The sequence below is a fragment of the Paenibacillus sp. UNC496MF genome (assembly GCF_900113915.1).
In the GTDB taxonomy this organism is placed as follows: domain Bacteria; phylum Bacillota; class Bacilli; order Paenibacillales; family Paenibacillaceae; genus Paenibacillus_Z; species Paenibacillus_Z artemisiicola.
Map to the genome: position 1 here is coordinate 727,474 of NZ_FORE01000005.1, position 23,704 is coordinate 751,177.

General features: G+C 64.4%; 23 protein-coding genes and 1 other annotated feature. Of the genes, 2 read left to right on the plus strand and 21 right to left on the minus strand.

Annotation, left to right across the window (positions count from 1 at the left end; all coding sequences use genetic code 11):
- Positions 1 to 20 precede the first annotated feature (20 nt).
- The 5 genes from BMZ79_RS08380 to BMZ79_RS08400 are packed head-to-tail and all read right to left on the minus strand — an operon-like array spanning position 21 to position 4,026.
- Positions 21 to 464, minus strand: coding sequence for a cupredoxin domain-containing protein (locus BMZ79_RS08380; RefSeq protein WP_143088906.1), 444 nt, complete (start codon positions 462 to 464; stop codon positions 21 to 23).
- A 13-nt stretch (positions 465 to 477) separates the two neighbouring features.
- Positions 478 to 681: a twin-arginine translocase TatA/TatE family subunit gene (gene tatA, locus BMZ79_RS08385; protein WP_090638560.1), complete on the minus strand. Its 204-nt coding sequence runs from the start codon at positions 679 to 681 to the stop codon at positions 478 to 480.
- Between the two features lie 54 nt (positions 682 to 735).
- Complete coding sequence (gene tatC / locus BMZ79_RS08390; RefSeq protein ID WP_256252601.1) at positions 736 to 1,500, minus strand: twin-arginine translocase subunit TatC; 765 nt, start codon at positions 1,498 to 1,500, stop codon at positions 736 to 738.
- Entirely contained in the window at positions 1,497 to 3,218 is a 1,722-nt protein-coding gene (locus tag BMZ79_RS08395; protein WP_090638563.1) for a GMC family oxidoreductase, read from the minus strand. Before BMZ79_RS08395 ends, tatC begins: the two co-directional genes overlap by 4 nt.
- Before the next feature lie 16 nt (positions 3,219 to 3,234).
- Positions 3,235 to 4,026 carry a gluconate 2-dehydrogenase subunit 3 family protein gene (locus BMZ79_RS08400; RefSeq protein ID WP_090638565.1) on the minus strand — a complete coding sequence of 264 codons (792 nt, stop codon included), beginning with the start codon at positions 4,024 to 4,026 and terminating at the stop codon, positions 3,235 to 3,237.
- Positions 4,027 to 4,237: 211 nt separating this feature from the next.
- On the opposite strand from BMZ79_RS08400, the gene BMZ79_RS34215 reads away from it, so the two are divergent.
- Positions 4,238 to 4,405 carry a collagen-binding domain-containing protein gene (locus BMZ79_RS34215; protein WP_177222049.1) on the plus strand — a complete coding sequence of 56 codons (168 nt, stop codon included), beginning with the start codon at positions 4,238 to 4,240 and terminating at the stop codon, positions 4,403 to 4,405.
- Here BMZ79_RS34215 and BMZ79_RS08405 read toward each other — a convergent pair.
- The 4 genes from BMZ79_RS08405 to BMZ79_RS08420 form a co-directional block, all read right to left on the minus strand.
- Positions 4,370 to 7,117, minus strand: coding sequence for a ComEC/Rec2 family competence protein (locus BMZ79_RS08405; RefSeq protein ID WP_090638568.1), 2,748 nt, complete (start codon positions 7,115 to 7,117; stop codon positions 4,370 to 4,372). The two genes, BMZ79_RS34215 and BMZ79_RS08405, sit on opposite strands and share 36 nt — an antisense overlap.
- 164 nt (positions 7,118 to 7,281) lie before the next feature.
- Positions 7,282 to 7,812 (minus strand): deoxycytidylate deaminase, encoded by a 531-nt coding sequence (locus BMZ79_RS08410; protein ID WP_090638570.1) that lies wholly within the window; start codon positions 7,810 to 7,812, stop codon positions 7,282 to 7,284.
- 40 nt (positions 7,813 to 7,852) lie between these two features.
- A complete protein-coding gene (locus BMZ79_RS08415; protein WP_090638573.1) occupies positions 7,853 to 9,145 on the minus strand; it encodes a homocysteine synthase in 1,293 nt (430 codons plus the stop codon).
- 69 nt (positions 9,146 to 9,214) lie between these two features.
- Complete coding sequence (locus BMZ79_RS08420) at positions 9,215 to 9,964, minus strand: ComEA family DNA-binding protein (RefSeq protein ID WP_256252602.1); 750 nt, start codon at positions 9,962 to 9,964, stop codon at positions 9,215 to 9,217.
- A gap of 196 nt (positions 9,965 to 10,160) precedes the next feature.
- Between BMZ79_RS08420 and comER the strand changes: the two genes are divergently transcribed.
- Positions 10,161 to 11,000: a late competence protein ComER gene (gene comER / locus BMZ79_RS08425; protein ID WP_090638575.1), complete on the plus strand. Its 840-nt coding sequence runs from the start codon at positions 10,161 to 10,163 to the stop codon at positions 10,998 to 11,000.
- A gap of 52 nt (positions 11,001 to 11,052) precedes the next feature.
- Here the strand turns inward: comER and leuS are convergent, their stop codons facing one another.
- The 12 genes from leuS to BMZ79_RS08485 form a co-directional block, all read right to left on the minus strand.
- A complete protein-coding gene (gene leuS, locus BMZ79_RS08430; RefSeq protein ID WP_090638578.1) occupies positions 11,053 to 13,491 on the minus strand; it encodes a leucine--tRNA ligase in 2,439 nt (812 codons plus the stop codon).
- Positions 13,492 to 13,573: 82 nt separating this feature from the next.
- Positions 13,574 to 13,810 (minus strand) — a binding site (T-box leader).
- 75 nt (positions 13,811 to 13,885) lie between these two features.
- A complete protein-coding gene (locus BMZ79_RS08435; RefSeq protein WP_090638580.1) occupies positions 13,886 to 14,629 on the minus strand; it encodes a class I SAM-dependent DNA methyltransferase in 744 nt (247 codons plus the stop codon).
- Between the two features lie 10 nt (positions 14,630 to 14,639).
- Positions 14,640 to 15,614: a CvfB family protein gene (locus tag BMZ79_RS08440; RefSeq protein ID WP_090638583.1), complete on the minus strand. Its 975-nt coding sequence runs from the start codon at positions 15,612 to 15,614 to the stop codon at positions 14,640 to 14,642.
- Positions 15,611 to 15,958 (minus strand): ribosome silencing factor, encoded by a 348-nt coding sequence (gene rsfS, locus BMZ79_RS08445; protein ID WP_090638586.1) that lies wholly within the window; start codon positions 15,956 to 15,958, stop codon positions 15,611 to 15,613. The genes BMZ79_RS08440 and rsfS overlap by 4 nt, the downstream gene beginning before the upstream one ends.
- Positions 15,955 to 16,530, minus strand: coding sequence for a bis(5'-nucleosyl)-tetraphosphatase (symmetrical) YqeK (gene yqeK, locus BMZ79_RS08450; RefSeq protein ID WP_090638588.1), 576 nt, complete (start codon positions 16,528 to 16,530; stop codon positions 15,955 to 15,957). Before yqeK ends, rsfS begins: the two co-directional genes overlap by 4 nt.
- Positions 16,517 to 17,107 carry a nicotinate-nucleotide adenylyltransferase gene (nadD, locus tag BMZ79_RS08455; protein WP_090638591.1) on the minus strand — a complete coding sequence of 197 codons (591 nt, stop codon included), beginning with the start codon at positions 17,105 to 17,107 and terminating at the stop codon, positions 16,517 to 16,519. Before nadD ends, yqeK begins: the two co-directional genes overlap by 14 nt.
- Positions 17,108 to 17,158: 51 nt before the next feature.
- Positions 17,159 to 17,452 carry a ribosome assembly RNA-binding protein YhbY gene (yhbY, locus tag BMZ79_RS08460; RefSeq protein ID WP_090638593.1) on the minus strand — a complete coding sequence of 98 codons (294 nt, stop codon included), beginning with the start codon at positions 17,450 to 17,452 and terminating at the stop codon, positions 17,159 to 17,161.
- A gap of 25 nt (positions 17,453 to 17,477) precedes the next feature.
- On the minus strand, positions 17,478 to 18,341 hold the full coding sequence (locus BMZ79_RS08465) for a shikimate dehydrogenase (RefSeq protein WP_090638596.1): 864 nt from the start codon (positions 18,339 to 18,341) through the stop codon (positions 17,478 to 17,480).
- A 42-nt stretch (positions 18,342 to 18,383) separates the two neighbouring features.
- Complete coding sequence (yqeH, locus tag BMZ79_RS08470; RefSeq protein WP_090638599.1) at positions 18,384 to 19,508, minus strand: ribosome biogenesis GTPase YqeH; 1,125 nt, start codon at positions 19,506 to 19,508, stop codon at positions 18,384 to 18,386.
- Entirely contained in the window at positions 19,505 to 20,032 is a 528-nt protein-coding gene (locus BMZ79_RS08475; RefSeq protein ID WP_090638601.1) for a YqeG family HAD IIIA-type phosphatase, read from the minus strand. Before BMZ79_RS08475 ends, yqeH begins: the two co-directional genes overlap by 4 nt.
- A gap of 177 nt (positions 20,033 to 20,209) precedes the next feature.
- On the minus strand, positions 20,210 to 22,450 hold the full coding sequence (locus tag BMZ79_RS08480; RefSeq protein WP_090638604.1) for a transglutaminase TgpA family protein: 2,241 nt from the start codon (positions 22,448 to 22,450) through the stop codon (positions 20,210 to 20,212).
- Positions 22,447 to 23,700: a DUF58 domain-containing protein gene (locus tag BMZ79_RS08485; RefSeq protein WP_090638606.1), complete on the minus strand. Its 1,254-nt coding sequence runs from the start codon at positions 23,698 to 23,700 to the stop codon at positions 22,447 to 22,449. Before BMZ79_RS08485 ends, BMZ79_RS08480 begins: the two co-directional genes overlap by 4 nt.
- Between the last annotated feature and the right edge of the window lie 4 nt (positions 23,701 to 23,704).

Here is a 23,704-nt window from a genome sequence, read left to right on the forward strand (position 1 = left end):
TTTCTCGGTCGTACGTCCCGTCAGTCGACGATCAGTTTGCCGACCATGTTGGCGTGGCCCGAACCGCAAATGACCGAGCAGTTGTACGGATGCTCGCCCGCCTTGTCGGCGGTGAAGGTCGCCGTGCCGTTGTTCTCCTTGATATCCACGTTGAAATCCGGGATCGCAAAGCCGTGGGACCCGGCTTCGTCGACAAGCGTGACCGTGACTTTGTCGCCCTGTTTCACGTGAATTTCGGTTTGGTCGAATTTGAAGTTGGTCGCCTTGACCGTAATGTTCTGCGCGCCCCCGCCGCCCGCGTTCGTGCCCGCGCCTGCGCCGTTGTTCGTGCCCGCGTTCGTGCCCGCGTTCGTGCCGCCGTTGTTGGCGGCGTTGTTGTTCTTGCCGCCGCAGCCGGTCAGCGCCAGCGCCGCCATGCAGACGAGCGCGGACGTGAGGATGCCCTTGCGCAATCGGTTGTTCATCGGTTATCGCTCCTTATTTGGCTTGTTCCAATTCTTTGACGGGCTGCTGCTTCTCTTCCGTCGCATCATCGATTATGATGCCCTTCGTCGAGTTGCGGAATTCGCGAAGCGTATCGCCGAACGCGCGGCCGAGCTGAGGCAGCTTGGCCGGCCCGAAGACGATGAGCGCGATGGCCAGAATGATGATCAGCCCGGAAACGCCGACGTTGTTGAACATGCGGATGACCTCCTTTCCCGAATCGGATGATTCAACATGGATTACCGCGGCCCCTTACGGCAGCGCCGGCTTCAGCCCCCGTTTCTCCCTTCTTCGGAAGTACCGGATGCTGACGAAGGCGCTGATCTCGAACAGCAGGATGAGCGGAAGCGTCACCGACAGATGCGAGACGAAGTCGGGCGGCGAGATGAGCGAGCCCAGCACCGCCAAGCCGACGTACGCGAACTTGCGGACCTGCTTCAGCTTGCCCGGCGTGAGCAGCCCGATGCGGGTCAGCAGGAGCAGAACGAGCGGCATCTCGAACGCGATCCCCATCGGCAGCAGGAAGCTGACGAGGAAGGATACGTAATGCTGAATGCCGTATACCTCGTGCGCCCCGATCGACCGGTTGAGCTTGATCATGAACGCGATCATCATCGGCAGGGCGACGAGATAGCCGAACAGCACGCCGCTCGCGAAGAGCAGCACCGACAGCGGCACGTACATCAGCGTCGCTTTGGCTTCCGAGTCCGTCATGCCCGGCCGCGCGAACGCCCACAGCTGGTAGACGAATACCGGCAGCGACAGCAGCAGCCCGACCATGAGCGCGCATTTCATATAGACGGCCAACCCGTCGGACAGCGAGAAGACGCTCCATTCCACCTTCACCGAGCCGAGATGCGTCTTGACGAAATGCAGCAAGCGCGGCGAAACGTAGAGACCGGCGGCCAAAGCGAGCACGAACCAGACCGCCGCGACGATGAGGCGCTTGCGCAGCTCCGTCAAATGCGCGATCAGGTCCCGATCCACGGACAGCTTGCCGTTCTCCGCGCCGCTCACGCGAGCGGCCCCGGCTTGGCGATGTATTTGGCGATGCCGTCGGCCGCCCGGTACGCGAGCGCCCCGACGGTCGCCGTCGGATTGAACCCGCTGTTATGCGAGAACGCCGAGGCGCCGACGACGAAGACGTTCGGGGCGTCCCACATTTGCAGGTAATTGTTGACCACCGACGTCTTGGGATCGCTGCCCATGATCGCGCCGCCGGTATTATGCGTGGACTGGTACGGCACGATGTTGTACTGCTTGATGGAATCGTGAATCTCCGTCTTCGTGCCGCCCATTCCGTCGGCGATTTCCTTCGTTTTGCCGGCGATGTATTTCACGAGCTCGCGGTCCTGGTCTTCGAAATCGAACGTCAGCCGGATCAGCGGCAGGCCGAGCGCGTCCTTGTAGGTCGGATCGAGATCGAGGTAATGGTGGCGCCACGGCATGCTGGAGCCCTGCGCCGCCACGGTCAGCACGCGGTTCGCGTAATGGAGCGTCTGCTTCTTGAACTCGGCCCCCCATTTGGCGGTGCCCATCGGCGCGGGCTGGAATTGGATCGGCCTGGCCCCCGTCTGCGTGAACCGGATGTTCGCGCCGTGCAGGAACTTCAGGTCCGCATGGTCGAAATTGTCGCCGTTGTAATCGTCGAGGCTGCTGCCGAGCGCGCCCGCGCCCATCGCCAGGTTGAATTCGCGGTCCTCGTACATGACGTTCGTGCTGGCGCCGTTCACCTGATAGGCGTAGTTGCGGCCGACCGCGCCCGTGTCGGATTGCGGATCGTACGGCCGGCCGAGCTTGGAGTGCAGCAGCAACCGGACGTTGGAGAACAGGTAGCTCGCGAGAATGACGACGTCGGCCGGCTGGATGTACTCTTCGCCGGTCGGCGTGTTGACGTAGCGGACGCCGGTCGCCTTCGTGCCGTCGTGCAGCACCTCCGTCACGGTCGAATGCGTCCGGAGGTCCAGCTTGCCCGTCTTCTGGGAGACGGGCATGACCGTGACGACGGGATCGGACTTCGCGCCGTATTCGCAGCCGAAGCGCTCGCAGTAGCCGCAGTATTGGCAGGCGGCCCGCTCGATGCCGTCCGGATTCTTGTACTGCTCGGTCAGGTTGGCCGACGGGATCACGTACGGGTGATAGCCGAGCTTCTTGGCCGATTCCTCGAACAGCTTCATGCCGGGCGTCTTCTTCATCGGGCCGACCGGGAACGCCTTGGACATCTTCCCGACGTTCGGCTGGGTCATCGGTTCGCCGCCGATGCCGGCCATCTGCTCGAATTTCACGTAGTACGGCTCCAGCTCGTCGTAGGTGATGCCCCAATCGCGGATCGCCATGCCGGCCGGGATTTTTTTGGCGCCGTAACGCTCGATCGTCTTGCTGCGAATCTGGAAATCGTACGGCAGGAACCTGTAATACTGGCCGTTCCAATGCACGCCCGCGCCGCCCAGCCCGTCGCCGAGCAGGAACGAGCCGTAGCTGCGCATCGGCAAGGCCCGCTGCTTGTCCGAATTGCGAAACGTGACCGTTTCCTTGGACAAGTCCTGCATCAGCTCGTAGCGGGACGCGTAGCGCAGCTCGTCGTGCACGTGGTAATAATCCTGCGTGTTCCGGCTTTTGCCGCGCTCCAGACCGACCACGGAATGGCCGGCCTTCGTCAGCTCCGCTGCGATGATGCCGCCGACCCAGCCCATGCCGACGATGACGACCGGCGCTTTCGGAAGTTTCGTTGCCATAGTCTGCTTCCTCCTCCTAACCCATTTCCAAATGGTCGCTCAGGCTTAACGGCTCCATTTTGACGAACTCGTCCTTCTCGATGTCGTTGATGTAACTCATTTGGTTGCCCGGGAAGTTGCGCATGCGCCAGCCCCCCATGTTCTTGTTGCCGCCGTACAGCGGATCCGCGTATACGCCTTCGATCGTCAGGTTCAGGAAGTAATTGAAGAACGTCGATGCCGGCACGCCTTTCAAATGAACCGCGTCCGACTCGAAATCCCCGAGCACCTTGTCCTGTTCCTCCGGCGCCAAATCCGGAAATCCCTTCTGATACTTGTCGTTGCTGTACAAGCTGAGCGCGTCCAGGCCGAGCGCGATCAGCTCCCGCCGCTTGAAGGAGAGCTGGTAGCCCTGCGTCGCCTCCGACTTGTAGAACGGCGGGTTCATGTACTCGCGTCCGTTCAAGCCGTAGGAGCTGGCCATCTGATGGTCGATGAAAAAGGCGACGCCGAGCTCCTTCGCCCCGGGACCCGACTCGTCCTTCGGATAGATGCGTTCCGCGGCCGCCTCCGCCGTGAGGAATTGGTCTTGATTGAAGTACATCAGCGCTTGGTTGTAGTCCCGGTCCGCCGTTTGCGCCGGTTTATTCGGATCGGTCTGCCCCGCCGGCGGCGTCTCCCCGGTCTTCGTCTGCTTCGCGTTCGCGCCGATCAGGCCGCCGATGACGCCGCCGACCACGACGCCCCCGATCGCGGTGCCCGAATATTTGAGAAACTGCCTGCGCGACTCGTCGCGGGGCTGCCCGGGCGGATCTTGCTTGTTCGCCATGCCATTCGCCTCTCTTCCGAAAGTTGGAGGAATTCCTTGGGGTTAGTGTTTTCCAGCGGACGCAGCATTATCCACGCATAATCGGGAAACTTCGGGCGGCAGGCCGCGGACGGTCGGACGGAAATAACCGGACTGAACGGAGAGGCGGCCGAATAGGTAACGAACAGCGGTTTTATTTCACTGCTCTTAAAGGGGAAGGGGCGAGCCGGCAGTGGCTTGTGCGAATTTGGGCGTGGTCAACGATTTCAACGTCTTCGTGCTCGGCAACCATACGCAATCGTTCGTCGACGCCGGCAAACGGGTCGCCGTAGGCGGGAAAGCGACGCTGGCGGACGGGTCGCCGTTAAGGCGGGGCGGCCAAGACCGTCCGCTTGCTTAAGGAGCCGTCCGGGTCGATCCGGAATTGAACTTCCCCGTTCAGATCCGTTCGCGCCGCAGGAATGCCGGCCGTGCGCAGCCGCTCTACGACAGTCGGATGCGGATGGCCGTAAAGATTGTTCCGTCCCACCGAGATGACCGCCTGCGCGGGATGCCAGTACGCGAGCCAGTCGTCCGTCGTCGACGTCTTGCTGCCGTGATGGGATACTTTCATGACGTCGACCGGCGCCGAGGAGAGCGGGGAAGTCGGCGTTTGCTCCTGGAGCTGCGCCAGCAGGCTGCGTTCCTCGGCGGCGTCCGCGTCGCCCGCGAACAGAAACCGCCGGCCGTACAGGTCGAGCAGCAGCGCGACGCTTTCGCCGTTCTGTTCGTCGGCTTCGGGCACAGCGCCGGCCGCCTTCCCGGCTTCGAGCAGCACCGGCGGGGAGCCGACGATCCGGATGCTGGCATGCGGATCGAGGTCCCAGCCGCGGCCGCCTTCCGCGCGATAGAGCGGGATGCCGGCGTTCACCGCCGCCTGCAGCAGGGCGACGGCGTCCGGCGAATCCTTGACCGAGCCGTTCCACAGCACCGCGCGGACGGGGATGGAAGCCATCACCGCGAGCAGTCCCTTGATATGGTCGCTGTCGAGATGCGACAGCACGAGCAGGTCGAGCGCGTGCACGCCCCGCTGCTGCAGCAGCGGCACGACGACCTTGCGCCCGACTTCGAACGGGTCCTTGCGCTGCCGCCAAGGCTCGCGGCTGCCGAATTCGACGGCGCCGCCTCCATCGATGAGCAAGTGCTTGCCGCCGGGAGTCCGAATATAGATGGAATCGCCCTGGCCGACGTCGAGAAACTCGACATAGCCATGACGGTCCAGCGCATCCGGGCAATACGCGAAGAGCGCCAACCCGGCAAGCGACGCGGCGGCCAGCCCCAGCAGGACGCGGTTCCGCATAAGCAAACCGGGCGAAGCCGCCGGCAGCCGGATAAACGGCGCCGACCAGACTTCTTCGCCGGCAGGGACGGGCGACGCTCCCCGAAGCGGCTGCGTCGGCTCGTCCCCCGTATGCCGCGCTGGCGGCAGCGGCGATCCGGGCGGCACAGCGCCGGCAGCCGCCGCTTCCGGCGTGTCGAATTCGGCTTCCTCCTCCGCCCGCTTGGCGGCCTGAAGCCGGCCGAGCGCGCGGAAAGCGAGCGCGAGCGCGGCGTAGAACAGCGCGACCCACCATAGCGGCGGCGTCGCCCAGATCAGCCGGAAGCGGTTCAAGCCGCTCAGCTTCAGGACGAAGCCGAAGGTCAGGTCGTTGCCGACCGCCGCGATCGCCGCGGCGATCGCGCCTGCCGGGTGCCACAGGCCGTCCATCACAAGGGAAGCGCCGCCGAGCGGCATGACGACGAAGCTGATGAACGGCACGAGCACGAGATTGGCCGCGACGGACAGCACGTGCAGCTGATTGAAATAAAAGATTGTCAGCGGAAGCGATACCGCCTGCGCGACGACCGTGACGGCGAGCAGGTCGCACAGCGGCTTGCTCCACCATTTGCGGCCGCGGGGCAGCAAGCCGCGGACCGGCTCCGTGCCGAGCATGAGGCCCGCCGTCACGAGGAACGACAGCTGGAAGCCGACGTTGCCGAGCATATACGGATCCCAGACGAGCATGAGCAGAGCGGCCGCCGCGAGCAAGTGCAGGCCGTCCTTCAGCTTGTGAAGGCGAGCCGCCGCGAGGCCGAGCATCGCCATGATGCCGGAACGGACGACCGACGGCGAAGCGCCCGCAAGGAACACGTAGAACGGCACGGCCGCGATGAGGATGAGGAGCATCCGCTCGCGCGTCATCCGCAGGAGCCGCAGCAGGCCGCCGAGCACGTACAGAAACACGGCGACGTGCAGTCCCGAGATCGCGAGGATATGCGTAAGTCCCAGCTGCGAAAACCGTTGAAACATGTCCGGATCGAGGTCGTCGCTGATGCCGAGGACGAGACCTTTCATATAACCGGCTTGAACGCCGGGGTACAGCGCGTCCATCCGCCGGCCGAGCGAGGCGCGCAGCGCGTCGATCGGCTCCAGCAGCGCGGCCGCGGTCCAGCGCGGGCCGGGCGCGGTTCGCACGGCCGCCGCGCCGTCCGCGCCGAGCAGCCAGTGAATCCGCTGGCCGTGCAAATACGCGCGGTAATCGAAGCCGCCGAAATTGCTTCCCGCTGACGGTACCGACAGCATGCCGGCGATGCTCACCCGCTGCCCGCGGCGCCAGCCGGCCGCGACGGACAGTTCATGCTCCTCCGCCAGCTTCACCTGCACGAGCAGCCGCTCCCCGCCCAGCGCGACCGGCGCGGATCCGCTGCGATCCTGCAGCGTCAGCCTGCCGCCCGACACGCGGAACTGCACCCGATCGCCGTCGATCTCCGGCGGCGACGCGATCGTCCCGGCCAGCTCCGCCGCGAATTCGGCGGCGTTCGCCGGCGAAGCCGCAAGCGCGGCGGCATATTGCGCCGGCAGCGCGGCGACGTTGCGGGCATCGGCCCACGACCGCTGCCCGGCGGCCAGCCCGTACGCCGCCAGACAGGCGGCGGCGAGCGGCCAAGAGCTGCGCCGCGTCAGCGCAAGCGCCGCAAGCACGGCCAGCAGCGCGGCGCCGGCCAGCGCGACGCCGCGCGCCGGCATGCCGGCTGCCGCCGAGCTGCCCAGTACCCAGCAGACCGTGAACCAAACGAGCGGCCTTGCCGTCATGATGACCCTCTCCTTTCGATTGTTCGCTTGTCTATCCGGCCATCCCCGATAACGCAAAAAAACCCCGGCCCGCCCCGGAAGCGCGTTCCCGGCCGAGGAGGCCGGGGATGACGCTTCTTGGGGGCAGCCAGAGGTTCTTCCTCATGGTTGCGTATGCGGTCAGGCTACGAAACGACGTTCCTGCTCGCTTGCGCGGGAGGCTCGTACGGCGTCAGTTGGCGGAACACGATGCCTTTGACGTCCATAAGCGCCTCGACCTTCTCGCTATCCTTGTGATAGACGCGATGGTAGACGATCTCCTTCACGCCGCTGTTGGCCAGCATGTTCGCGCACGTCCAGCAGGGCTGGTCCGTCACGTACACCGTCGATCCTTCGCGATCGATCCGGTCGGTGAAAAGCAGCAAATTTTGCTCCGCGTGGATGGTCCGGATGCAGCGCTGCTTCTTGATCATCCGCTCGGCGCCGTCCTCGACCTGCAGCTCGTATTCCTCCACGATCATGCAGCCGTCCTCGGAGCAATCCGCCACGCCCATCGGCGCGCCGTTATAAGCCGTGCCGAGCAGCTTCTTGCCCTGCACGAGCACCGCCCCGACATGCCGCCGCGGGCAGCGAGAACGGGTCGCGGCCATATAGGCGATGTCCATAAAATACGTATCCCAGTCTTTTCTCGCGTTATTGTATGCTTCCGGTACCATGGCTTGCAAGTCTTCCTTCCTCCGGCAGCCGGCCCCGTGCTTACCGCTGGCTGGCCGCCAATGCTTGTGTTAAATCGTGCAAAATATCGTCGATGCCTTCCGTGCCCACGGACAGCCGGATCATGCCCGGCGTCACGCCCGCGGCGGCCTGATCGCTCTCCTCCAGCTGCTGATGCGTCGTGCTCGCGGGATGAATGATAAGCGACTTGGAGTCGCCGACGTTCGCCAGATGCGAGAACAGCTGAACCGCGTTGATCACTTTCTTGCCGGCCTCGACGCCGCCTTTGATGCCGAACGTCAAGATGGCGCCTTGCCCCTGCGGCAAATACTTCTGCGCGAGGTCGTAGGACGGATGGCTCTCGAGCCCCGGGTAATTGACCCACTCCACCGCCTCGTGCGATTCCAGGAACCGCGCGACGGCCAGCGCGTTCGCGCTGTGGCGCTCCATGCGCAGATGAAGCGTCTCGAGACCCTGCAGCAGCAGGAACGAGTTGAACGGGGAGATCGCCGCGCCCATGTCGCGCAGCAGCTGCACGCGCATTTTGATGATGAACGCGACCGGACCGACCGCGTCCGCGTAGACGACGCCGTGGTAGCTCGGATCCGGCTCGGTCAGGCCCGGGAACTTGCCGCTTCCCTTCCAGTCGAACTTGCCGCCGTCGACGACGACGCCGCCGATGGACGTGCCGTGGCCGCCGATGAATTTGGTGGCGGAATGGACGACGATGTCCGCGCCGTGCTCGATCGGCCGGCATAGGTACGGGCTCGGGAACGTATTGTCGACGATCAGCGGAATGCCGTGCTTATGCGCGATGTTCGCCACCGCTTCGATATCGAGGATATCGCCCTTCGGATTGCCGATCGTCTCGGCGTAGAGCGCTTTCGTGCGGTCCGTGATCGCGGCTTCGAAATTGGCCGGGTTCGACGGGTCGACGAACTTCGCTTGGATGCCCAGCTTCGGGAGCGTGTGCGCGAACAGGTTGTGCGTGCCGCCGTACAGGCTCGTCGCGGATACGATCTCGTCGCCGGCCTGCGCGATATTGAGAATCGAATATGTAATGGCGGCTTGTCCGGAAGCGACGGCCAGCGCGGCCGGCGCGCCTTCGAGTGCGGCGATCCGCTTCTCGAACACGTCGCTGGTCGGATTCATGATGCGGGTATAAATATTGCCGAATTCCTTAAGCGCAAACAAGTTTGCCGCATGGTCCGTATCGCGGAAGCCGTAAGACGTCGTCTGGTAGATCGGCACCGCGCGGGAAAGGGTCGCCGGGTCAATTTCCTGGCCTCCGTGGACGGATAGCGTTTCGATGGAAAGCTTTCGTTGTTCGGACATTAGACATTTCCTCCTCGCCTGATTGGAAGGGACGGCAAAGAAGTCCCTATCTCTACCATTGTCGCACAATCATGGGCGCAGAACAATGAAAGACTTCATCTTTTCTAGTAGTTTCGGACCAATGCCTTTGACCCGAAGCAGGTCGTCCGCGCTCTTGAACGGTCCGTTGCGCTCGCGGTCGTCGGCGATCGCCTTCGCCTTCGCCGCCCCGATGCCGGGCAGCGCGTCGAGCTCCTCCGGCGTCGCGTTGTTTATGTCGACTTTGCCCTCCTCCGCCCCCGTCGGGGTCGTGCCCTCCGCTTCGCCAGCCCCGGAGGAAGCGCCGGCATCGCCCGCGCTCTCCCCGCTCGTCGCTGCCGTCCCGGCAATTCCGCCGGCTTTGCCATCTGCGTTGCCGCCTGCCGCCGGCGTTCCGGCACCCGTGCCGGCCGCGCCGGTTCCGGCACCCTGTCCGGCCGCGTGGGTTCCCCCGTTCCCCGCGCTTGACTCGTCGTATCCATCCCCGTTCCCGGCCGCCGTCTTGCCGCCCCCCTCGCCTGCCGCGGCCGCTCCGTCCGCTGCCGCCTTCTCCAGCTCCCCTCCCGAAGCGGTCCCGGCCGCCTCGCCGCCGCCATGGGCCGGCGCATCCGCCTTGCCGGCTTCCAGCGGGCCGAGCGCTTCGGCCGCCTGCGCGTTCATCGCGGTCCACTGCGGCGGCCGCGCGGCCGCGTCCCGCTGCATCAGCGCCGCCGCGATCAGCGCGACGGAAGCGGCGGCGCACAGCGCGGCGCCCCAGCGCCCGGCGCGCCATCGATTTTGCCATACGGGTCGTTTCTTCATATACGGATCTCCCCTTCGTCGTTCTACGATCTTTTTCCGATAATCGGTCATGTCGGCCTTGCCCGCACGCATAATGTAGTAAGAGCATCTTCGTTCGGGCCGAAGGGCCCACTCGAAGCGTTCGTCAGGCCGCATGGCCATCCAAACGTCTGTTGAAACTGCGCCTATGAAAGACGGGCGCATGGGAGGGATTGCAATGAATGTCGGGTTTATCGGGATTGGAAGCATGGGCAGCCTGCTGATCGATGCGTTCATCGGATCGGGCGCACTCAAACCGTCGCAAATCACGGCCAGCAATCGAACGCTCGCGAAAGCCGTCTGCCTCGCCGACCGACACCCCGGCTTGCAGGCCGTCCCCATGAATCGCGATGCCGTGATCGGCCAGGACATCGTGTTTCTATGCGTCAAACCGATGGAATACAAAACGGTGCTCGACGGCATACGCGAACACGTGCAGGCGAGCCAGCTGATCGTATCGATCACGAGCCCCGTCCTGCTGGACCAACTGGAGGACGCCTTGCCCTGCAAGGTGGCCAAGGTCATTCCCAGCATCACCAATTACATGTGCAGCGGCGCTTCGCTCTGCATGTACGGCAACCGGATGACCGAAGCCGACATCGCCCGGCTGAACGGCCTGCTGTCTTATATCAGCGAACCGCTGCCGATCGACGAGTCGCACACGCGCATCGTCTCGGATCTGTCCAGCGTCGGTCCCGCGATCATGTCCTGCCTGCTGCAGCGGTTCATCGACGCGGCGGCCGAGGAGACCGGCATCCCCCGCGAGCAGGCCAGGCTCATCGCCAGCGAAATGCTGCACGGCACGGGGCAGCTGCTGACCTCGGGCGGCATGTCGCCGGAGGAGCTGCAGGCGAGGGTCGTCGTGCCCGGCGGCATTACGGCGCAAGCGCTCGCCCTGCTGAACCGCGAGCTCGACGGGGTGTTCAACCGGGTCATCCGGGCGACGCACGCCAAGTACCGGGAAGATCTGGAGCGCGTTGCCGACAGCTTATACGGCAAAGAGGTGAACGGCCCTTAACGCATGCTTTGCGTTAAGAGGTCGTTCACCTCTTTTCTGTGCCCGCAGGGGATTAGCCTGCGACGATATTGACGAGCTTGCCTTTGACGACGATCAGCTTGCGGACCGTCTTGCCCGCGATCGCTTCGGCCACCTTATCCGATGCTTTCGCGATCCGTTCCATCTCCGCTTCGTCCGTGTCGGCCGCGATGGAGAGGCGTTCGACGATTTTGCCGTTCACCTGAACGACGATTTCGATCTCCTGATCGACCGTCCACGCTTCATCGTACGACGGCCATGCCGCGTACGTCAGCGCGTCTTCGCGGCCGAGCTTCGCCCACAGCTCCTCGGCGATGTGCGGCGCGAGCGGCGACAGCATCTGCGCGAAATGCGCCATCGCTTGGCGCGGCAGCGATTCCGCTTTGTACGCGTCGTTGACGAAGATCATCAGCTGGCTGATCGCCGTGTTGAAGCGCAGGTTCTCGTAGTCGTCCGTCACTTTCTTCACGGTGCGGTGCCACGTGCGCTTGAACGCGTCGGAGGAGCCGTCGCCGATCTTCTCGTTCAGCTCGCCGTTCTCTCCGACGAACAGGCGCCATACGCGGCCGAGGAAGCGATACATGCCTTCCACGCCGTTCGTGTTCCACGGCTTCGTCGCTTCCAGCGGGCCCATGAACATCTCGTACATGCGCAGCGTGTCCGCGCCGTATACGTTCACGATATCGTCCGGATTGATGACGTTGCCGCGCGATTTGGACATCTTCTCGTTGTTCGTGCCGAGAATCATCCCTTGGTTGACCAGCTTGTGGAACGGCTCCTTCGTGTCGACCGCGCCGATATCGTACAGCACCTTATGCCAGAAGCGGGCGTAAAGCAGGTGAAGCACCGCGTGCTCCGCGCCGCCGATGTAGAGATCGACCGGCAGCCATTCCTTCTGCTTCTCCTTGGAGCATAGCTCCTTGTCGTTGCGCGGATCGATGAAGCGCAGGTAGTACCAGCAGCTGCCCGCCCACTGCGGCATCGTGTTCGTCTCGCGGCGCGCGCGCATGCCCGTCTCGGGATCGACCGTCTCCACCCATTCCGTCACGTTCGCGAGCGGCGATTCGCCCGTGCCCGACGGCTTGATCTGGTCGACGTCCGGCAGCAGCAGCGGCAGTTGATCCTCCGGCACCGGCTTCATCGTGCCGTCCTCCAGATGGAGAATCGGAATCGGCTCGCCCCAATACCGCTGGCGGCTGAACAGCCAGTCGCGGAGACGGTACGTCACCTTGCCTTGGCCCTTGCCCTCCGCTTCCAGCCACGCGATGGCCTTCGCGATCGCCTCTTCGGTGCCCAGCCCGTTCAGGAAGCCGGAATTGACGTGCGGCCCGTCGCCGGCGAACGCGGCTTGCCCGACGTCGCCGCCCTGCACCACTTCCACGATCGGCAGGCCGAACTGCTTCGCGAACTCCCAGTCGCGCTCGTCATGGCCCGGAACCGCCATGATCGCGCCCGTGCCGTAGCCGGCCAGCACGTAATCGGCGATCCAGACCTTCACGCGCTCGCCGTTGATCGGATTGATCGCGTACGCCCCCGTGAACACGCCGGTTTTGTCCTTCGCCAGATCCGTGCGCTCCAGATCGCTCTTGCGCGCGGCCGTCTCCTGATAGTCCTTGACCGCCGCCGCCTGCTCCGGCGCCGTGATCGCCGCCACGAGCTCGTGCTCCGGCGCAAGCACGCAGTACGACGCGCCGAACAGCGTATCCGGACGGGTCGTGAACACGACGAGCGAAGCGTCGTGGCCGTCGATCGCGAACGTTACTTCCGCGCCCTTGGATTTGCCGATCCAATTGCGCTGCATGTCCTTGATGCTCTCCGTCCAATCGAGCTCTTCCAAATCCTCGAGCAAGCGCTCGGCGTATTCCGTGATCTTCAGCACCCATTGGCGCATCGGCTTGCGAATGACCGGGTGGTTGCCGCGTTCGCTGAGGCCGTTGATGACCTCTTCGTTCGCGAGCACCGTGCCGAGCGCCGGGCACCAGTTCACCGGCACTTCCGCGACGTACGCAAGGCCCTTCTTGTACAGCTGGATGAAGATCCACTGCGTCCACTTGTAATAATCCGGATCGGTCGTGCTGAACTCGCGGTCCCAATCGTACGAGAAGCCGAGCGACTTGATCTGGCGGCGGAAATTATTGATGTTCTTGACCGTGATCTCGCGCGGATGCTCGCCCGTGTCGAGCGCGTGCTGCTCCGCCGGCAGGCCGAACGCGTCCCAGCCCATCGGATGAAGGACGTTGTAGCCGCGCATCCGTTTATAGCGGGATACGATGTCCGTGGCCGTATAGCCTTCCGGATGACCGACGTGAAGTCCCGCCCCGGACGGATACGGAAACATGTCCAGCGCGTAAAACTTCGGCTTGCCCGGATCCTCCGTCGTTTTGAACGTTTTGTTCTCGTCCCAGTGCCGCTGCCATTTCGGTTCGATGGCAAGCGGGTTGTATCCCTGCTGTTCCTGGCGTTCCTGCGTCATGATTCGTGTGCCTCCCTGTTCTTCGGCTTGCGCTTTTCCGCGCAAGCGGCAATAAAAAAACCTCCCGCCCCCAGCGATAGTCGCTAGGGACGAGAGGCTTGCGCTCCCGTGGTACCACCCTAGTTAACGGACGGATATGCTTTACCGCCGTTCACTCGTTACCCTTAACGCGGGCGAGACGGCATGCTTTCCCGGATCCGAAATCCGGTTCGCACGCGGCTCCGAGGCGAGTTCGCTTCGCGCTGGTCCGGCTTCCACCACCCGCCGGCTCTCTTGACCTAACGCGGTCCAAGCTACTGCTCCTCTTCAACGCCTTACAAAAAGATGGTTAGTTTGATTATAATGAAGCCGCCCCGCCTCTGTCAAGGCGGGATCCGCCCGGATCGGACAAGATTCACTTCACCGCGGCGAAAAACAATCGTTCCGTGTCGCCGTCCGGCGCTTCCAGCTCGAAGTCCGCGTACCGGTCGACCTGCGAGAAGCCCGTCGCCAGCAGCGCTTCCCGGATCCATTCCGCGTCGTACGCGCGCTGCACGTGCACTTCCTCGATCCGCGCGTACGCGCCGCCGGAACGCTCCGCGAAGATCGTCAGCCGATGCTCGATTTCCATCCGGTCCTCGTCCAGCTCGCTCGTCCAGATGTAGGCGACGTCCGGCTCGTCCAGCACGAACGGCTGCTCCTCCGCGTAGCGCGCCAGCGTCCGCGGCGCATGAACGTCGAACAGGAACACGCCGCCCGGCTTGAGTCCGCGGTACGTCGCACGGAACGCGTCCAGCACGTCGTCGTCCTCCGTCAAATAATTGAGGCAGTCGCAAAAAGAGACGACGCTGTCGACGGGCCGGCCGACATCCCATTCCGTCATGTCCTGCCGCAGCCAAATCGCCGTCCCGCTTGCGGCATCGTCCTGCTTGCTCCGGGCGATCGCCAGCATGTCGGACGACAAGTCGATGCCGTACACCGTATAGCCTGCCCGCGCGAGCGGAAGGGCGATGCTGCCGGTGCCGCAGCCCAGGTCGACCACGGTCGCCGGCTTCCCGTACCGCCGCCAGCAGGCGTCCGCGAACGCGAGCCACCGCGGATAAGGCATGTCCGCCATTAGCCGGTCGTACACGGAGGCGAATTGCGTATACGCTTCCATCGTCGGCCTCCTACTCCGGCGAGCCCGGCTTCGCGGCCGTATGAGCCTTACCGGCCGCCGGCTTCGCGCCGCCGTCCGGCGCCTCAACGCGCCCGCCGGCCGCATCCGCCTCGGTCAGCTTCGTCCAGCTGCCTTCCTGCGCGACGAGCCCTTCGCGCATCAGCTTCCCGAGCGCCCGCTTGAACGCGCTCTTGCTGATGCCGAACTTCTGCTTGATGATGTCCGCGCCCGTCTCGTCCGAGTACGGCATCGCGCCGTTCGGACGCGCCTTCATGAACGCCAGGATCCGGTCCGAATCTTCGAGCCGGCCGACTTCCTTGCGCTGGTGCATCGACAGGTTCACGCGCCCGTCCTCGCGGACGAACGTCACCCGCGCCTTTACCCGCTCGCCGAGCCGGAGCATCCGCGTCCGGTCGCTTGCCGGAATGAAGCCGAACGCGCCGAAACCGAGCACTCCGCCGTCGATCATGACGAACGAGCCGATCTTCAGCGTCTTCGTGACCCAGCCTTCCACCCACGCGTTCTGCCAGGACGACGGCGCCCGGAACGCCAGCTCCGCCAGTTCTTCCTCGAACGCGACCTTCGCGACCAGCCGGCCGATCTTGTCGTGCGCGAGAATGACGTGCACCTCGTCGCCGCGGTGCGGACGCAGCTCCTTCAGCTCCGGCTGCTCCGACAGCGGCAGCAGCAGCTGCCGGCCGAGCCCCATCTCCAGAAAAGCCCCGATGCGCGGGTGAATGTCCGCTACCGCGAGCCGCGCCACTTCGCCGAGGCGAATGAGCGGCTTCTTCATCGTGGCGGCGATGCGATCCTCGGAATCGTAGAAGAGGAACACGTCGTAAAATTGCCCGATCTGCGGGCGATGGCCGACAAGCTCGGTATAATGCATCAGCACTTCGTTCTCGCCGTCCGTCATGAAGTAGCCGTAAGGCGACACTTCCCGCGCGAGCTTCAGCTTCATCGTCGTGCCGGCTACGAGACTCATGCGAATTCCACGACCTTCGCGTCGGACCACAGCCGTTCGATGCTGTAATACTCGCGTTCGTCCCGATGGAAAATATGCACCACGACGTCGCCGATGTCGACGAGCACCCATCGGCCGGCGTCCGCGCCTTCGATGCCGCGCACGCGCGCGCCGCGCGCTTCCGCCTGCTTGCGGATCTCCGTCGTAATCGCCTGCACCTGCACGTCCGAATTCCCGTGGCAGATGACGAAGTAATCCGCGATGAGCGAAATGTTCTTCAAGTCGAGCGCCACGATGTTATGCGCTTTTTTGTCTTCCGCCGCCGCAACCACTGCCTGCAGCAGCCCTTCGGAACTCAATGTCATTCTTCAGCCTCCCGTAGTCGTAAAATCAAATCATTGCGCGCCGCGACGGTCAGCGGAAAAATCCGCTTCCCCTGCTGCAGCAAATACGAAATCGTCGAATCGAAGCCGGCGATCAGCGCCTGCTCCAGACTATGCTCGGCCAGCTCCCGGATGTGCGCCACGCCGGGAAATTCCCGGCCGGGCTCCATGTAGTCGGCCAGGCAGACGATCTTGTCCATCCGCGTCATGCCTTCGCGGCCGGACGTATGGTACCGGATCGCGTCCAGGATCTCGGGATCGTCCACGCCGTAATCCCGCCGCGCGACGAACGCGCCGACCGGCGCATGCCACAGCTCTTTATCGTAATGAAGCAGTTCTTCCGGCATGTGCTGCTCCCGGATTATCGTTTCCATCCGAGCCGTCTGCCAATACTTCGCCACATCGTGGAGGATCGCCGCCCGCTCCGCCCGCTCGGGGTCGCCTCCGAACCGTTCGGCCAAGACGACCGACGTCGCCATGACGCCGAGCGTATGCGTCCAGCGGCGCTCCGGCATCTCGGCCTTGACGGCCGCCATCATCTCATCGCGCGTCATAGAGTCCGTTCCTCCGTATGAACGAATGAACCTTCTCCGGCAGCAGGAACCGGATGGAACGTCCCGCCGCGGCCCGTTCCCGGATCGCCGTGGAGGAAATATCGATGCGCGGCATTTCGACGACGGTCAGCTTGTCCGCGATCGAGGCCGGCAGCCGGTCCGGCTCCAGCGTCTCGCCGGCGCGCGTCACGCCGATGAACGACGCCATCTGCGCCAGCGCGTCGATGTCGTGCCATTGCGGCAAATCGTTCACGCGGTCCGCGCCGATGATGATGCTGAACGTCCGTCCGGGATACAGCCCGGTGAGCGCCCGGATCGTATCGATCGTATAGCTCGTGCCTTCCCGCTCCAGCTCCAGGTCCATCGCCCGGAAATACGGCTGGAAATCGATGGCCCGGTAGACCATCTCCAGCCTGGCTTCGCCGTCCGCGACCGGCCCGTGGTCCTTCAGGGGCGGATGCCCCGACGGCACGAACCATACTTCGTCCAGCCCGCAGGCTTCCCTGGCGGTTTCGGCGGCAAGCAAATGCCCGTAATGGACGGGATCGAACGTGCCGCCCATGATTCCCACTTTCATCAAATGCCCGCAGCTCCTTTCGCGTTCTCGCCCGGATGAGCGCCGAGCCCGTTATTTCGGGAGCTCGATCGTTTTATGGTCCTTCGATTCCTTGTATAGGACGATCGTCTTGCCGATGACCTGCACGAGCTCGGAACCGGATTCCGCGGCCACCCACTCGCCCACTTCCTTCGGGTCTTCCGTGCTGTTGTTGAGCACGTTTACTTTGATCAGCTCGCGCACTTCGATCGCTTCCTCGATGTGGCGGATCAAATTCTCGTTCATGCCGGCCTTGCCGACTTGGAAAATCGGATTCAAATGGTGCGCGAGCGCGCGCAAATGGCGTTTCTGCTTGCCTGTCAACATGCTTCGGGTTCCTTCTCTCGTCAAATTAGCTTTCGGACCGGAGCGCCTCGAGCACCGTCTCGCGCATCGCGGCGGCCGGCGCGGGCCGTCCCGTCCAATATTCGAAGGCGTAAGCGCCTTGGTAAATAAACATGCCGAGGCCGCCGTGGATCAGGCAGCCCCGTTCCTTCGCCTCCGCAAGGAAGCGCGTCGTCAGCGGATTGTAGATCAGGTCGCTCGCGATGCTGCCCGGCCTCAGCCACGCGCAATCGAGCGGGGACGCCTCCACGTTCGGATGCATGCCGAGCGAGGTCGTGTTGATGACGATGTCGCTCTCCGCGCACGCGCCGCGCAGCTCGTCCTGGCCGATCGCGCGGATGGCCGGCACGAGGCCGCGAAACGCGTCCGCCAGCTCCTCGGCGCGGGCGACGGTCCGGTTCGCGACCGTGACCGCCGCGACGCCCTCGCGGGCCAGCGCGTACAGAATGCCGCGCGTCGCGCCGCCCGCGCCGACGATGAGGACGCGGGCGCCCGCCAGGTCGGAGCGGATCTCTTCCTTCAGCGAACGGACGTAGCCGATGCCGTCCGTGTTGTAGCCGGTCAGCCGGCCGCCGTCGTTCACGATCGTGTTCACCGCGCCGATCGACCGCGCGCTTTCGTGCAGGTCGTCCAGCAGCGGCTTGACGTCGAGCTTATGCGGAATCGTGACGTTCACGCCTCGGATGCCCATCGCCCGGACGCCGGCCATGAAATCGCCCAGCCGGTCGGCCGAAATATGAAACGCCGCATAAATGCCGTTGATGCCGCATTCCCGGAAGGCGCGGTTCATCATGACCGGCGACTTGGAATGCCGGATCGGGTCGCCGATGACGCCGTACAGCGTCGTCTGGCTGTCTACCGTGTTGCCCATGCTTTCGTTCACTCTCCCCGTCAAGCTTGCGGTCCGGCCGCGCTAGATCAGCGCGTCGCGGGTGAGCACCCGGACGCCCTTCGGCGCATGGATGTCCACGAGGGCGCCCGCCGCCCCGTTCACGTGAATCCACCCCAGACCCGATACGAAAATATCGGTGTCGGTTCCCCGGCGGATGTTCAGGCGGTGCCGCGTCCAGGCCGGCATCTCTTCCAGTTCTTCCTTCGACGGCGGCGCCAGCAGCTCGCCTTTATGGTTCGCGAACAGCTCGTCCGCGCGCTCCAGCTTCGTCCGATGCACCTGCAGCGCGTTGGACGCGTAAATCGAGAACGACTGGCGGTCGCCTTCGACGAAATCGAAGCGGGCGAGCGCGCCGAAGAACAGCGTCTGGCCGGCGTTCAGCTGGTAGACGAGCTGCTTGATCGGCTTGTCGGGCAGCAGCGCGCCGAGCACGTTCCGCGGGACGAGCTCCGTCATGCGGTGCTTGTAGACGATCCCCGGCGTATCGATGATTTCCTTGCCGTCGTCGAGCGGAATATGGACCGCGTCGAGCGTCGTGCCCGGGTAGCGCGACACCGTCAGCTCCCGCTCGAGGTCGCTGTAGTCGCGAATCAGCCGGTTGATCAGCGTCGATTTGCCGACGTTGGTCGCGCCGACGACGTAGACGTCGCGATCGCCGCGATGGCGGCCGATCGACTCGATGACGCGCTCGAAGCCGATGTTGCGCTTGGCGGAACAGAGCACGATGTCGACGACCTTGAGGCCCTCGGCCTTCGTCTGCTTCTGCGCCCAGTTGAGCAGCCGGTTCGGATTGATCCCTTTCGGCAGCAGGTCGATCTTGTTCACGACGAGCAGCACGGGGTTGTTGCCCACGAACCGCTGCAGGCCGGAAATGAGGCTGCCCTCGAAGTCGAACAGGTCGACGATATGGACGACGAGGCTGTTCGTGCCGGCGATGCTGCCGAGCAGCCGCAGAAACTCGTCGTTATCGACCGCGACCGAAGCCGCGTCGTTGTAATTTTTGATCCGGAAGCACCGCTGGCATACCGGCGGTTCCTTGTCCAGCGCCGCTTCGGGGATGTAGCCCGGCATGTCCGCCGATGCCGTCTGCAGCCTGGCGCCGCAGCCCGCGCACGACTTCGCGCCCGTTTCTTGACGATTGATCATGAATTCCGTTCCTCCTCGGGCCATAGCCCTTTCTTCCGCAGCCGGGACAGGGCGACCTTCTCGAGCATCCGGTTGAAACGGGTCATGATGCCTTCGTCGTCCGGCGCGATCGGACGGACCAAAATCGTGAACAAGCCCATGCGGCGGCCGCCGAGCACGTCGGTCATCATTTGGTCGCCGATGACGGCCGTCTGCTCCGCTTCCAGGCCGAGCTCTCGCAGCGCCCGGACGAACGCGGCGTTCGCCGGCTTGCGCGCGGCGTGCACGAACGGAATGTTGAGCGGCTTCGCGAACTTGGACACGCGCGTCTCGCTGTTGTTCGAGACGATGACGACCTTGAAGCCCAGATCGCGCACGTCGTCCAGCCATTTGACGAGCTGCGGCGTGGCGAGCGGCACCTTGGCCCCGACGAGCGTGTTGTCGAGGTCGGTGATGATGCCGCGGACGCCCTGCTCCTTCAACGCATGCAAATTAATATCGTAGATGGTATTGACGCGCATTTGCGGCAACAGCCGTTCAAACATAGATTCGACTCCCTCGGTTGCATAGGCGAGCAGTACGCCTACGTGCATTCGTAAATACGCGCATGGTTACGGCCAGCCCTGTCATCGCTATCACGCAAACTATACCATAAGTTGCGAATTTGTTGCAAAAAAGCCGGGAAGGCGGTTGCGCGCCTTCGCCGGCCTTTCGTTGCCCGGTCAGCCCAAGTGCTCGCGGATCTGCTTCATCGACGCCGATGCGCGCTCCGCTTCCTCCTCGGTCATCTGCCGGCTGCTGTACATCGCGTTCTCGAACGCCTGCTGCACGGCCGCGAACTGCGGCTGAAGCGAGGTCAGGCGGGCCGACCAGCGGCTCATCGTCTCCCGGACCGTCTCGTTCTTCTGCACCTCGAGGCCCTTCTTGCGGCAGTGCCGGATCAGCCGGTTCGTCTCGTAGACGACGCGCGCGTTGACGGAATCCCCGACGCCCCGGTAACGGCGGAGCAGCGCCGGGTAGGCGCGGTAGCCGTACGCCGCGAGCGCCAGTGCCAGCAGGCCGGCCGCCGTCCAGAACATCCACGGCTTCACGGCGAACCCGCCGTCTTGGTCGACCGGGGCGGCGTCCGCGCTGCCCGCGTCCGCCGGCTCGACCGGCGTTACGGTCGCGGGCTCGTCCTCGGGCATCGCGTACGGGTACGAGAAGCCCGGCGTCGCCTCGAAGGGCAGCCAGCCGTAGCCGTTAAAGTACACCTCGACCCAGGAATGCGCGTCGGCGTTCCGGACGGTGTACGTGCCCGGCCCGTCGGGATCGACCGGCGGGCCGCCCGGCATGCCCTGCAGCTGGTCGAAGCTCGGGTTGCCCGGCACGCTGCCGGACGAATAGCCCTTCACCCAGCGGGCCGGAATGCCGAGCGAGCGCGACATGACCGCCAGGCTCGTGGAGAAATAATCGCAGTAGCCTTCCTTGATCTCGAACAGGAACGCATCGACGAAGTCCTTGCTGGACTTCCGGCTCAAATCGGGCGTGTTCGTGTACGTGTAGTTCATCTGCAGGTAGCTGATAAGCGCCAGCACCTTGTCGTACGGCGTCGCCGCGTCCCGGGTGAGATCCCGCGCCAGCGTCTTGACGCGGTCCGGCAGCTCCTTGGGCAGCTGCAGGTAAATCGCGCTCATGCCGGCCCCCGCTTCCGCCGCGGCGCCGGCGCGCAGCGCCTTCTCGTCCAGAATCGGCACGTTCGATTGGAGCTCGTACGACTTCGGATAGCTCGACGACGACGACCGGGGCAGCCGCAGCTCCCAGGAATCCGGCAGCCAGTTCAACGCCGGGAAGCCGTCCGCGCTGCCGTTGATCGAGGTCACCTTCGCGATCGGGCCGGCGCCGAACAGGACGGGAAACTTGTCCTTGCGGACCATGGTGATGGATTGCTCGACGGTTTCCGTCTTCGTGGACGCGGGAAGGCCGTTCGCCTTCAGCGCCTGCCCGCCGCCGACGTTCGGCTGCTGGTCTTCGGCCCGCTCTTCCGCCGATTCCAGCCAGCCGGTGCCGTTGTACAGCGACCGCGTCTCGCCCCGCCAGTAGCTTCTGAGAGTCGTCGTCACTTCCATGACGGGGGTGTAATCGAACGTGAAGCCGCCGCCGAGCACGCTGTCGTTGCGGCTGTAGCCGGAACGCGTATCGGCGTTGTTCTTGGTCGTGGCGACCGTGATCGCCTTGTCGCCGACGAACGACGGCACCGCCTCGCCGCGCGATTCCTTCCACGCCGTATACGGGTCGGTCAGCACCGGCTTCACCGTCGGCACGAACAGGCCGGCGGCCATGACGAGCGTCAGAATCAGCAGAATCGGCAGGAACAGGCTGAGCGGATATTCGAGCAGCTGCTCCCAATTGTCCGGATGGCGCCGCTTGAAGCCGGCGAAATGGCTCGCCACCAGCCAACCGAGGCCGATAAACACGATCCACGCGATCTCTTCCCAGAGGTAAATCGGGGTCAGGATCGAGTCCGCCACCGCGAGCGACAGCACCGCCGCGCCGGTCAGCAGCAGAATATAGCTCCGCCTGCGGCGAAGCAGCACGATGACGTGGAAGACGGCCAGGACGCCGAGGCTGATCCAGATGAACGGCGTCAGCTGGTCGAATTGATGGCCGAACCAATAGGACCAGTCCCGCAGAGAACGGCGGCTGCCCCCGAAGGCCGCCCATTGAAAATCGGAATACGCCAGATTGAGCCCGGCGAGCGCGATCAGCTGCACCCCGACCGACAGCGTCTTGGACGGGACGAGGACGTTCGCCAGCGCCGCGGCGAGCAGCACGCCGTTGACGATCGCGAACGTTTCGCTCCACCAGTAATCGCCGAGGCAGCGGATCCATTGATAGATCAGGAGCGCCGCGAAGCAGGCGGACGCCTTGCGGTACAGATCGTCGGCGAGCCAGCGGACGGCCGAGCGTCGAATCGTCGTCATGGCCGGCCTCCTTCCAGCGCCTCGGGCAGCTCTTGGAGCTTGCCGACCTGATACACGGCGAAGCCGCTTCGGCGCAGCAGCCGCAGCCACTCGCCCGCCCGGATGTCGCTGACCTTGGCGCGTTCCTCGTCCGGCCGCTTCAGATGGATCAGGACCGGCACGGCGCCCGATCGGTTCAGCCATTCCATCGCGCGCACGACTTCCTCGCCCGACTGCGGGCTGACGATGATGACGATCGAGCCCGCCGCCGCCAGCGCGCCCGACTGGCGGACCGCCCGGTACAACGGCTGGTCGCCGTCCGCCTGCACGCGCACGAGATGCTTCAGCATGAGCTCGCGCTGATCGGCGGAGGCTTGAGGCGCGTAGCCTTCATGCTTGGCGCCGACCGAGATGAGCCCGACCGCCGTGGAACGGCGGAAGCCGAAGTCGAGCAGCGAAGCCGCGGCGGAGACGGCCAACTCGAATTGGTCCGGCTTCTCGTACGCCCCGAAGTAGCGGTCCAGCATGACGATCATGCGCGGCAGCGACTCCCGCTCGAATTCCTTGGATTTCCATTGGCCGGTTTTGGCCGTCGCGCTCCAGTGGATGCGGGACAGCCGGTCGCCGTAAATATATTCGCGGACGCCGTTGATCTGCGTCGTTTCTTTCGACGAGGAACGCGACGCGGAGGTGGAGAACGGCCCTTTCGAGCCGTACTTCATCTGCCGCCAGTCGCGGATGGCCGCCGTGCGCGGATACACGCTGAACGGCACGGACGAATCGAACGTCCCCGTATGCTCGAACAGCCCGAAGATATCGCGCGTGGAGCACTGCGTCGACTCGAACCGGTAGACGCCGCGCTCCAGCGGCGGCGTGGTGTACTGGATCGTTCCCGCGCGGCGGTAATTCGGCACGAACGACGCCTCGAACGGGACGGCGTTGCCGTTCTGGGCGACCAGCCGGTCGCGCACGAGCACGTACGGGATCGGCCAGAAGCCGGGAATTTGGACGTCGAGGTTCACTTCGACCCGCGCGCCCGCGACGAGCGGCTGGTCGCTCGTCGCGGCCGTCCCGCCGATCAGGCGGCGCTCTCCGGACACTTGGGCGATGCCGCTCCAGCGGCCGAACACGAGATAGACGAGCAGCACGTTGAAAATGCAAAAGAGCATGAGCGACGTCTTGCCGCCTTGGAAAAGCACGAACAGCAAGGAGGCGACGTACAAAAAGCCGATCAGCCGCCACCGGAGTATCGTTGCCTTCGCGGTCAGCATGGGC

Excerpts from the sequence above, each read along its gene's own strand:
- BMZ79_RS08380 (WP_143088906.1), bottom strand. The coding sequence starts at position 464 with ATGAACAACCGATTGCGCAAGGGCATCCTCACGTCCGCGCTCGTCTGC.
- tatA (WP_090638560.1), bottom strand. The coding sequence starts at position 681 with ATGTTCAACAACGTCGGCGTTTCCGGGCTGATCATCATTCTGGCCATC.
- BMZ79_RS08395 (WP_090638563.1), bottom strand. The coding sequence starts at position 3,218 with ATGGCAACGAAACTTCCGAAAGCGCCGGTCGTCATCGTCGGCATGGGC.
- BMZ79_RS08400 (WP_090638565.1), bottom strand. The coding sequence starts at position 4,026 with ATGGCGAACAAGCAAGATCCGCCCGGGCAGCCCCGCGACGAGTCGCGC.
- BMZ79_RS08405 (WP_090638568.1), bottom strand. The coding sequence starts at position 7,117 with ATGACGGCAAGGCCGCTCGTTTGGTTCACGGTCTGCTGGGTACTGGGC.
- BMZ79_RS08410 (WP_090638570.1), bottom strand. The coding sequence starts at position 7,812 with ATGGTACCGGAAGCATACAATAACGCGAGAAAAGACTGGGATACGTAT.
- BMZ79_RS08415 (WP_090638573.1), bottom strand. The coding sequence starts at position 9,145 with ATGTCCGAACAACGAAAGCTTTCCATCGAAACGCTATCCGTCCACGGA.
- BMZ79_RS08420 (WP_256252602.1), bottom strand. The coding sequence starts at position 9,964 with ATGAAGAAACGACCCGTATGGCAAAATCGATGGCGCGCCGGGCGCTGG.
- comER (WP_090638575.1), top strand. The coding sequence starts at position 10,161 with ATGAATGTCGGGTTTATCGGGATTGGAAGCATGGGCAGCCTGCTGATC.
- leuS (WP_090638578.1), bottom strand. The coding sequence starts at position 13,491 with ATGACGCAGGAACGCCAGGAACAGCAGGGATACAACCCGCTTGCCATC.
- BMZ79_RS08435 (WP_090638580.1), bottom strand. The coding sequence starts at position 14,629 with ATGGAAGCGTATACGCAATTCGCCTCCGTGTACGACCGGCTAATGGCG.
- BMZ79_RS08440 (WP_090638583.1), bottom strand. The coding sequence starts at position 15,614 with ATGAGTCTCGTAGCCGGCACGACGATGAAGCTGAAGCTCGCGCGGGAA.
- rsfS (WP_090638586.1), bottom strand. The coding sequence starts at position 15,958 with ATGACATTGAGTTCCGAAGGGCTGCTGCAGGCAGTGGTTGCGGCGGCG.
- yqeK (WP_090638588.1), bottom strand. The coding sequence starts at position 16,530 with ATGACGCGCGATGAGATGATGGCGGCCGTCAAGGCCGAGATGCCGGAG.
- nadD (WP_090638591.1), bottom strand. The coding sequence starts at position 17,107 with ATGAAAGTGGGAATCATGGGCGGCACGTTCGATCCCGTCCATTACGGG.
- yhbY (WP_090638593.1), bottom strand. The coding sequence starts at position 17,452 with ATGTTGACAGGCAAGCAGAAACGCCATTTGCGCGCGCTCGCGCACCAT.
- BMZ79_RS08465 (WP_090638596.1), bottom strand. The coding sequence starts at position 18,341 with ATGGGCAACACGGTAGACAGCCAGACGACGCTGTACGGCGTCATCGGC.
- yqeH (WP_090638599.1), bottom strand. The coding sequence starts at position 19,508 with ATGATCAATCGTCAAGAAACGGGCGCGAAGTCGTGCGCGGGCTGCGGC.
- BMZ79_RS08475 (WP_090638601.1), bottom strand. The coding sequence starts at position 20,032 with ATGTTTGAACGGCTGTTGCCGCAAATGCGCGTCAATACCATCTACGAT.
- BMZ79_RS08480 (WP_090638604.1), bottom strand. The coding sequence starts at position 22,450 with ATGACGACGATTCGACGCTCGGCCGTCCGCTGGCTCGCCGACGATCTG.
- BMZ79_RS08485 (WP_090638606.1), bottom strand. The coding sequence starts at position 23,700 with ATGCTGACCGCGAAGGCAACGATACTCCGGTGGCGGCTGATCGGCTTT.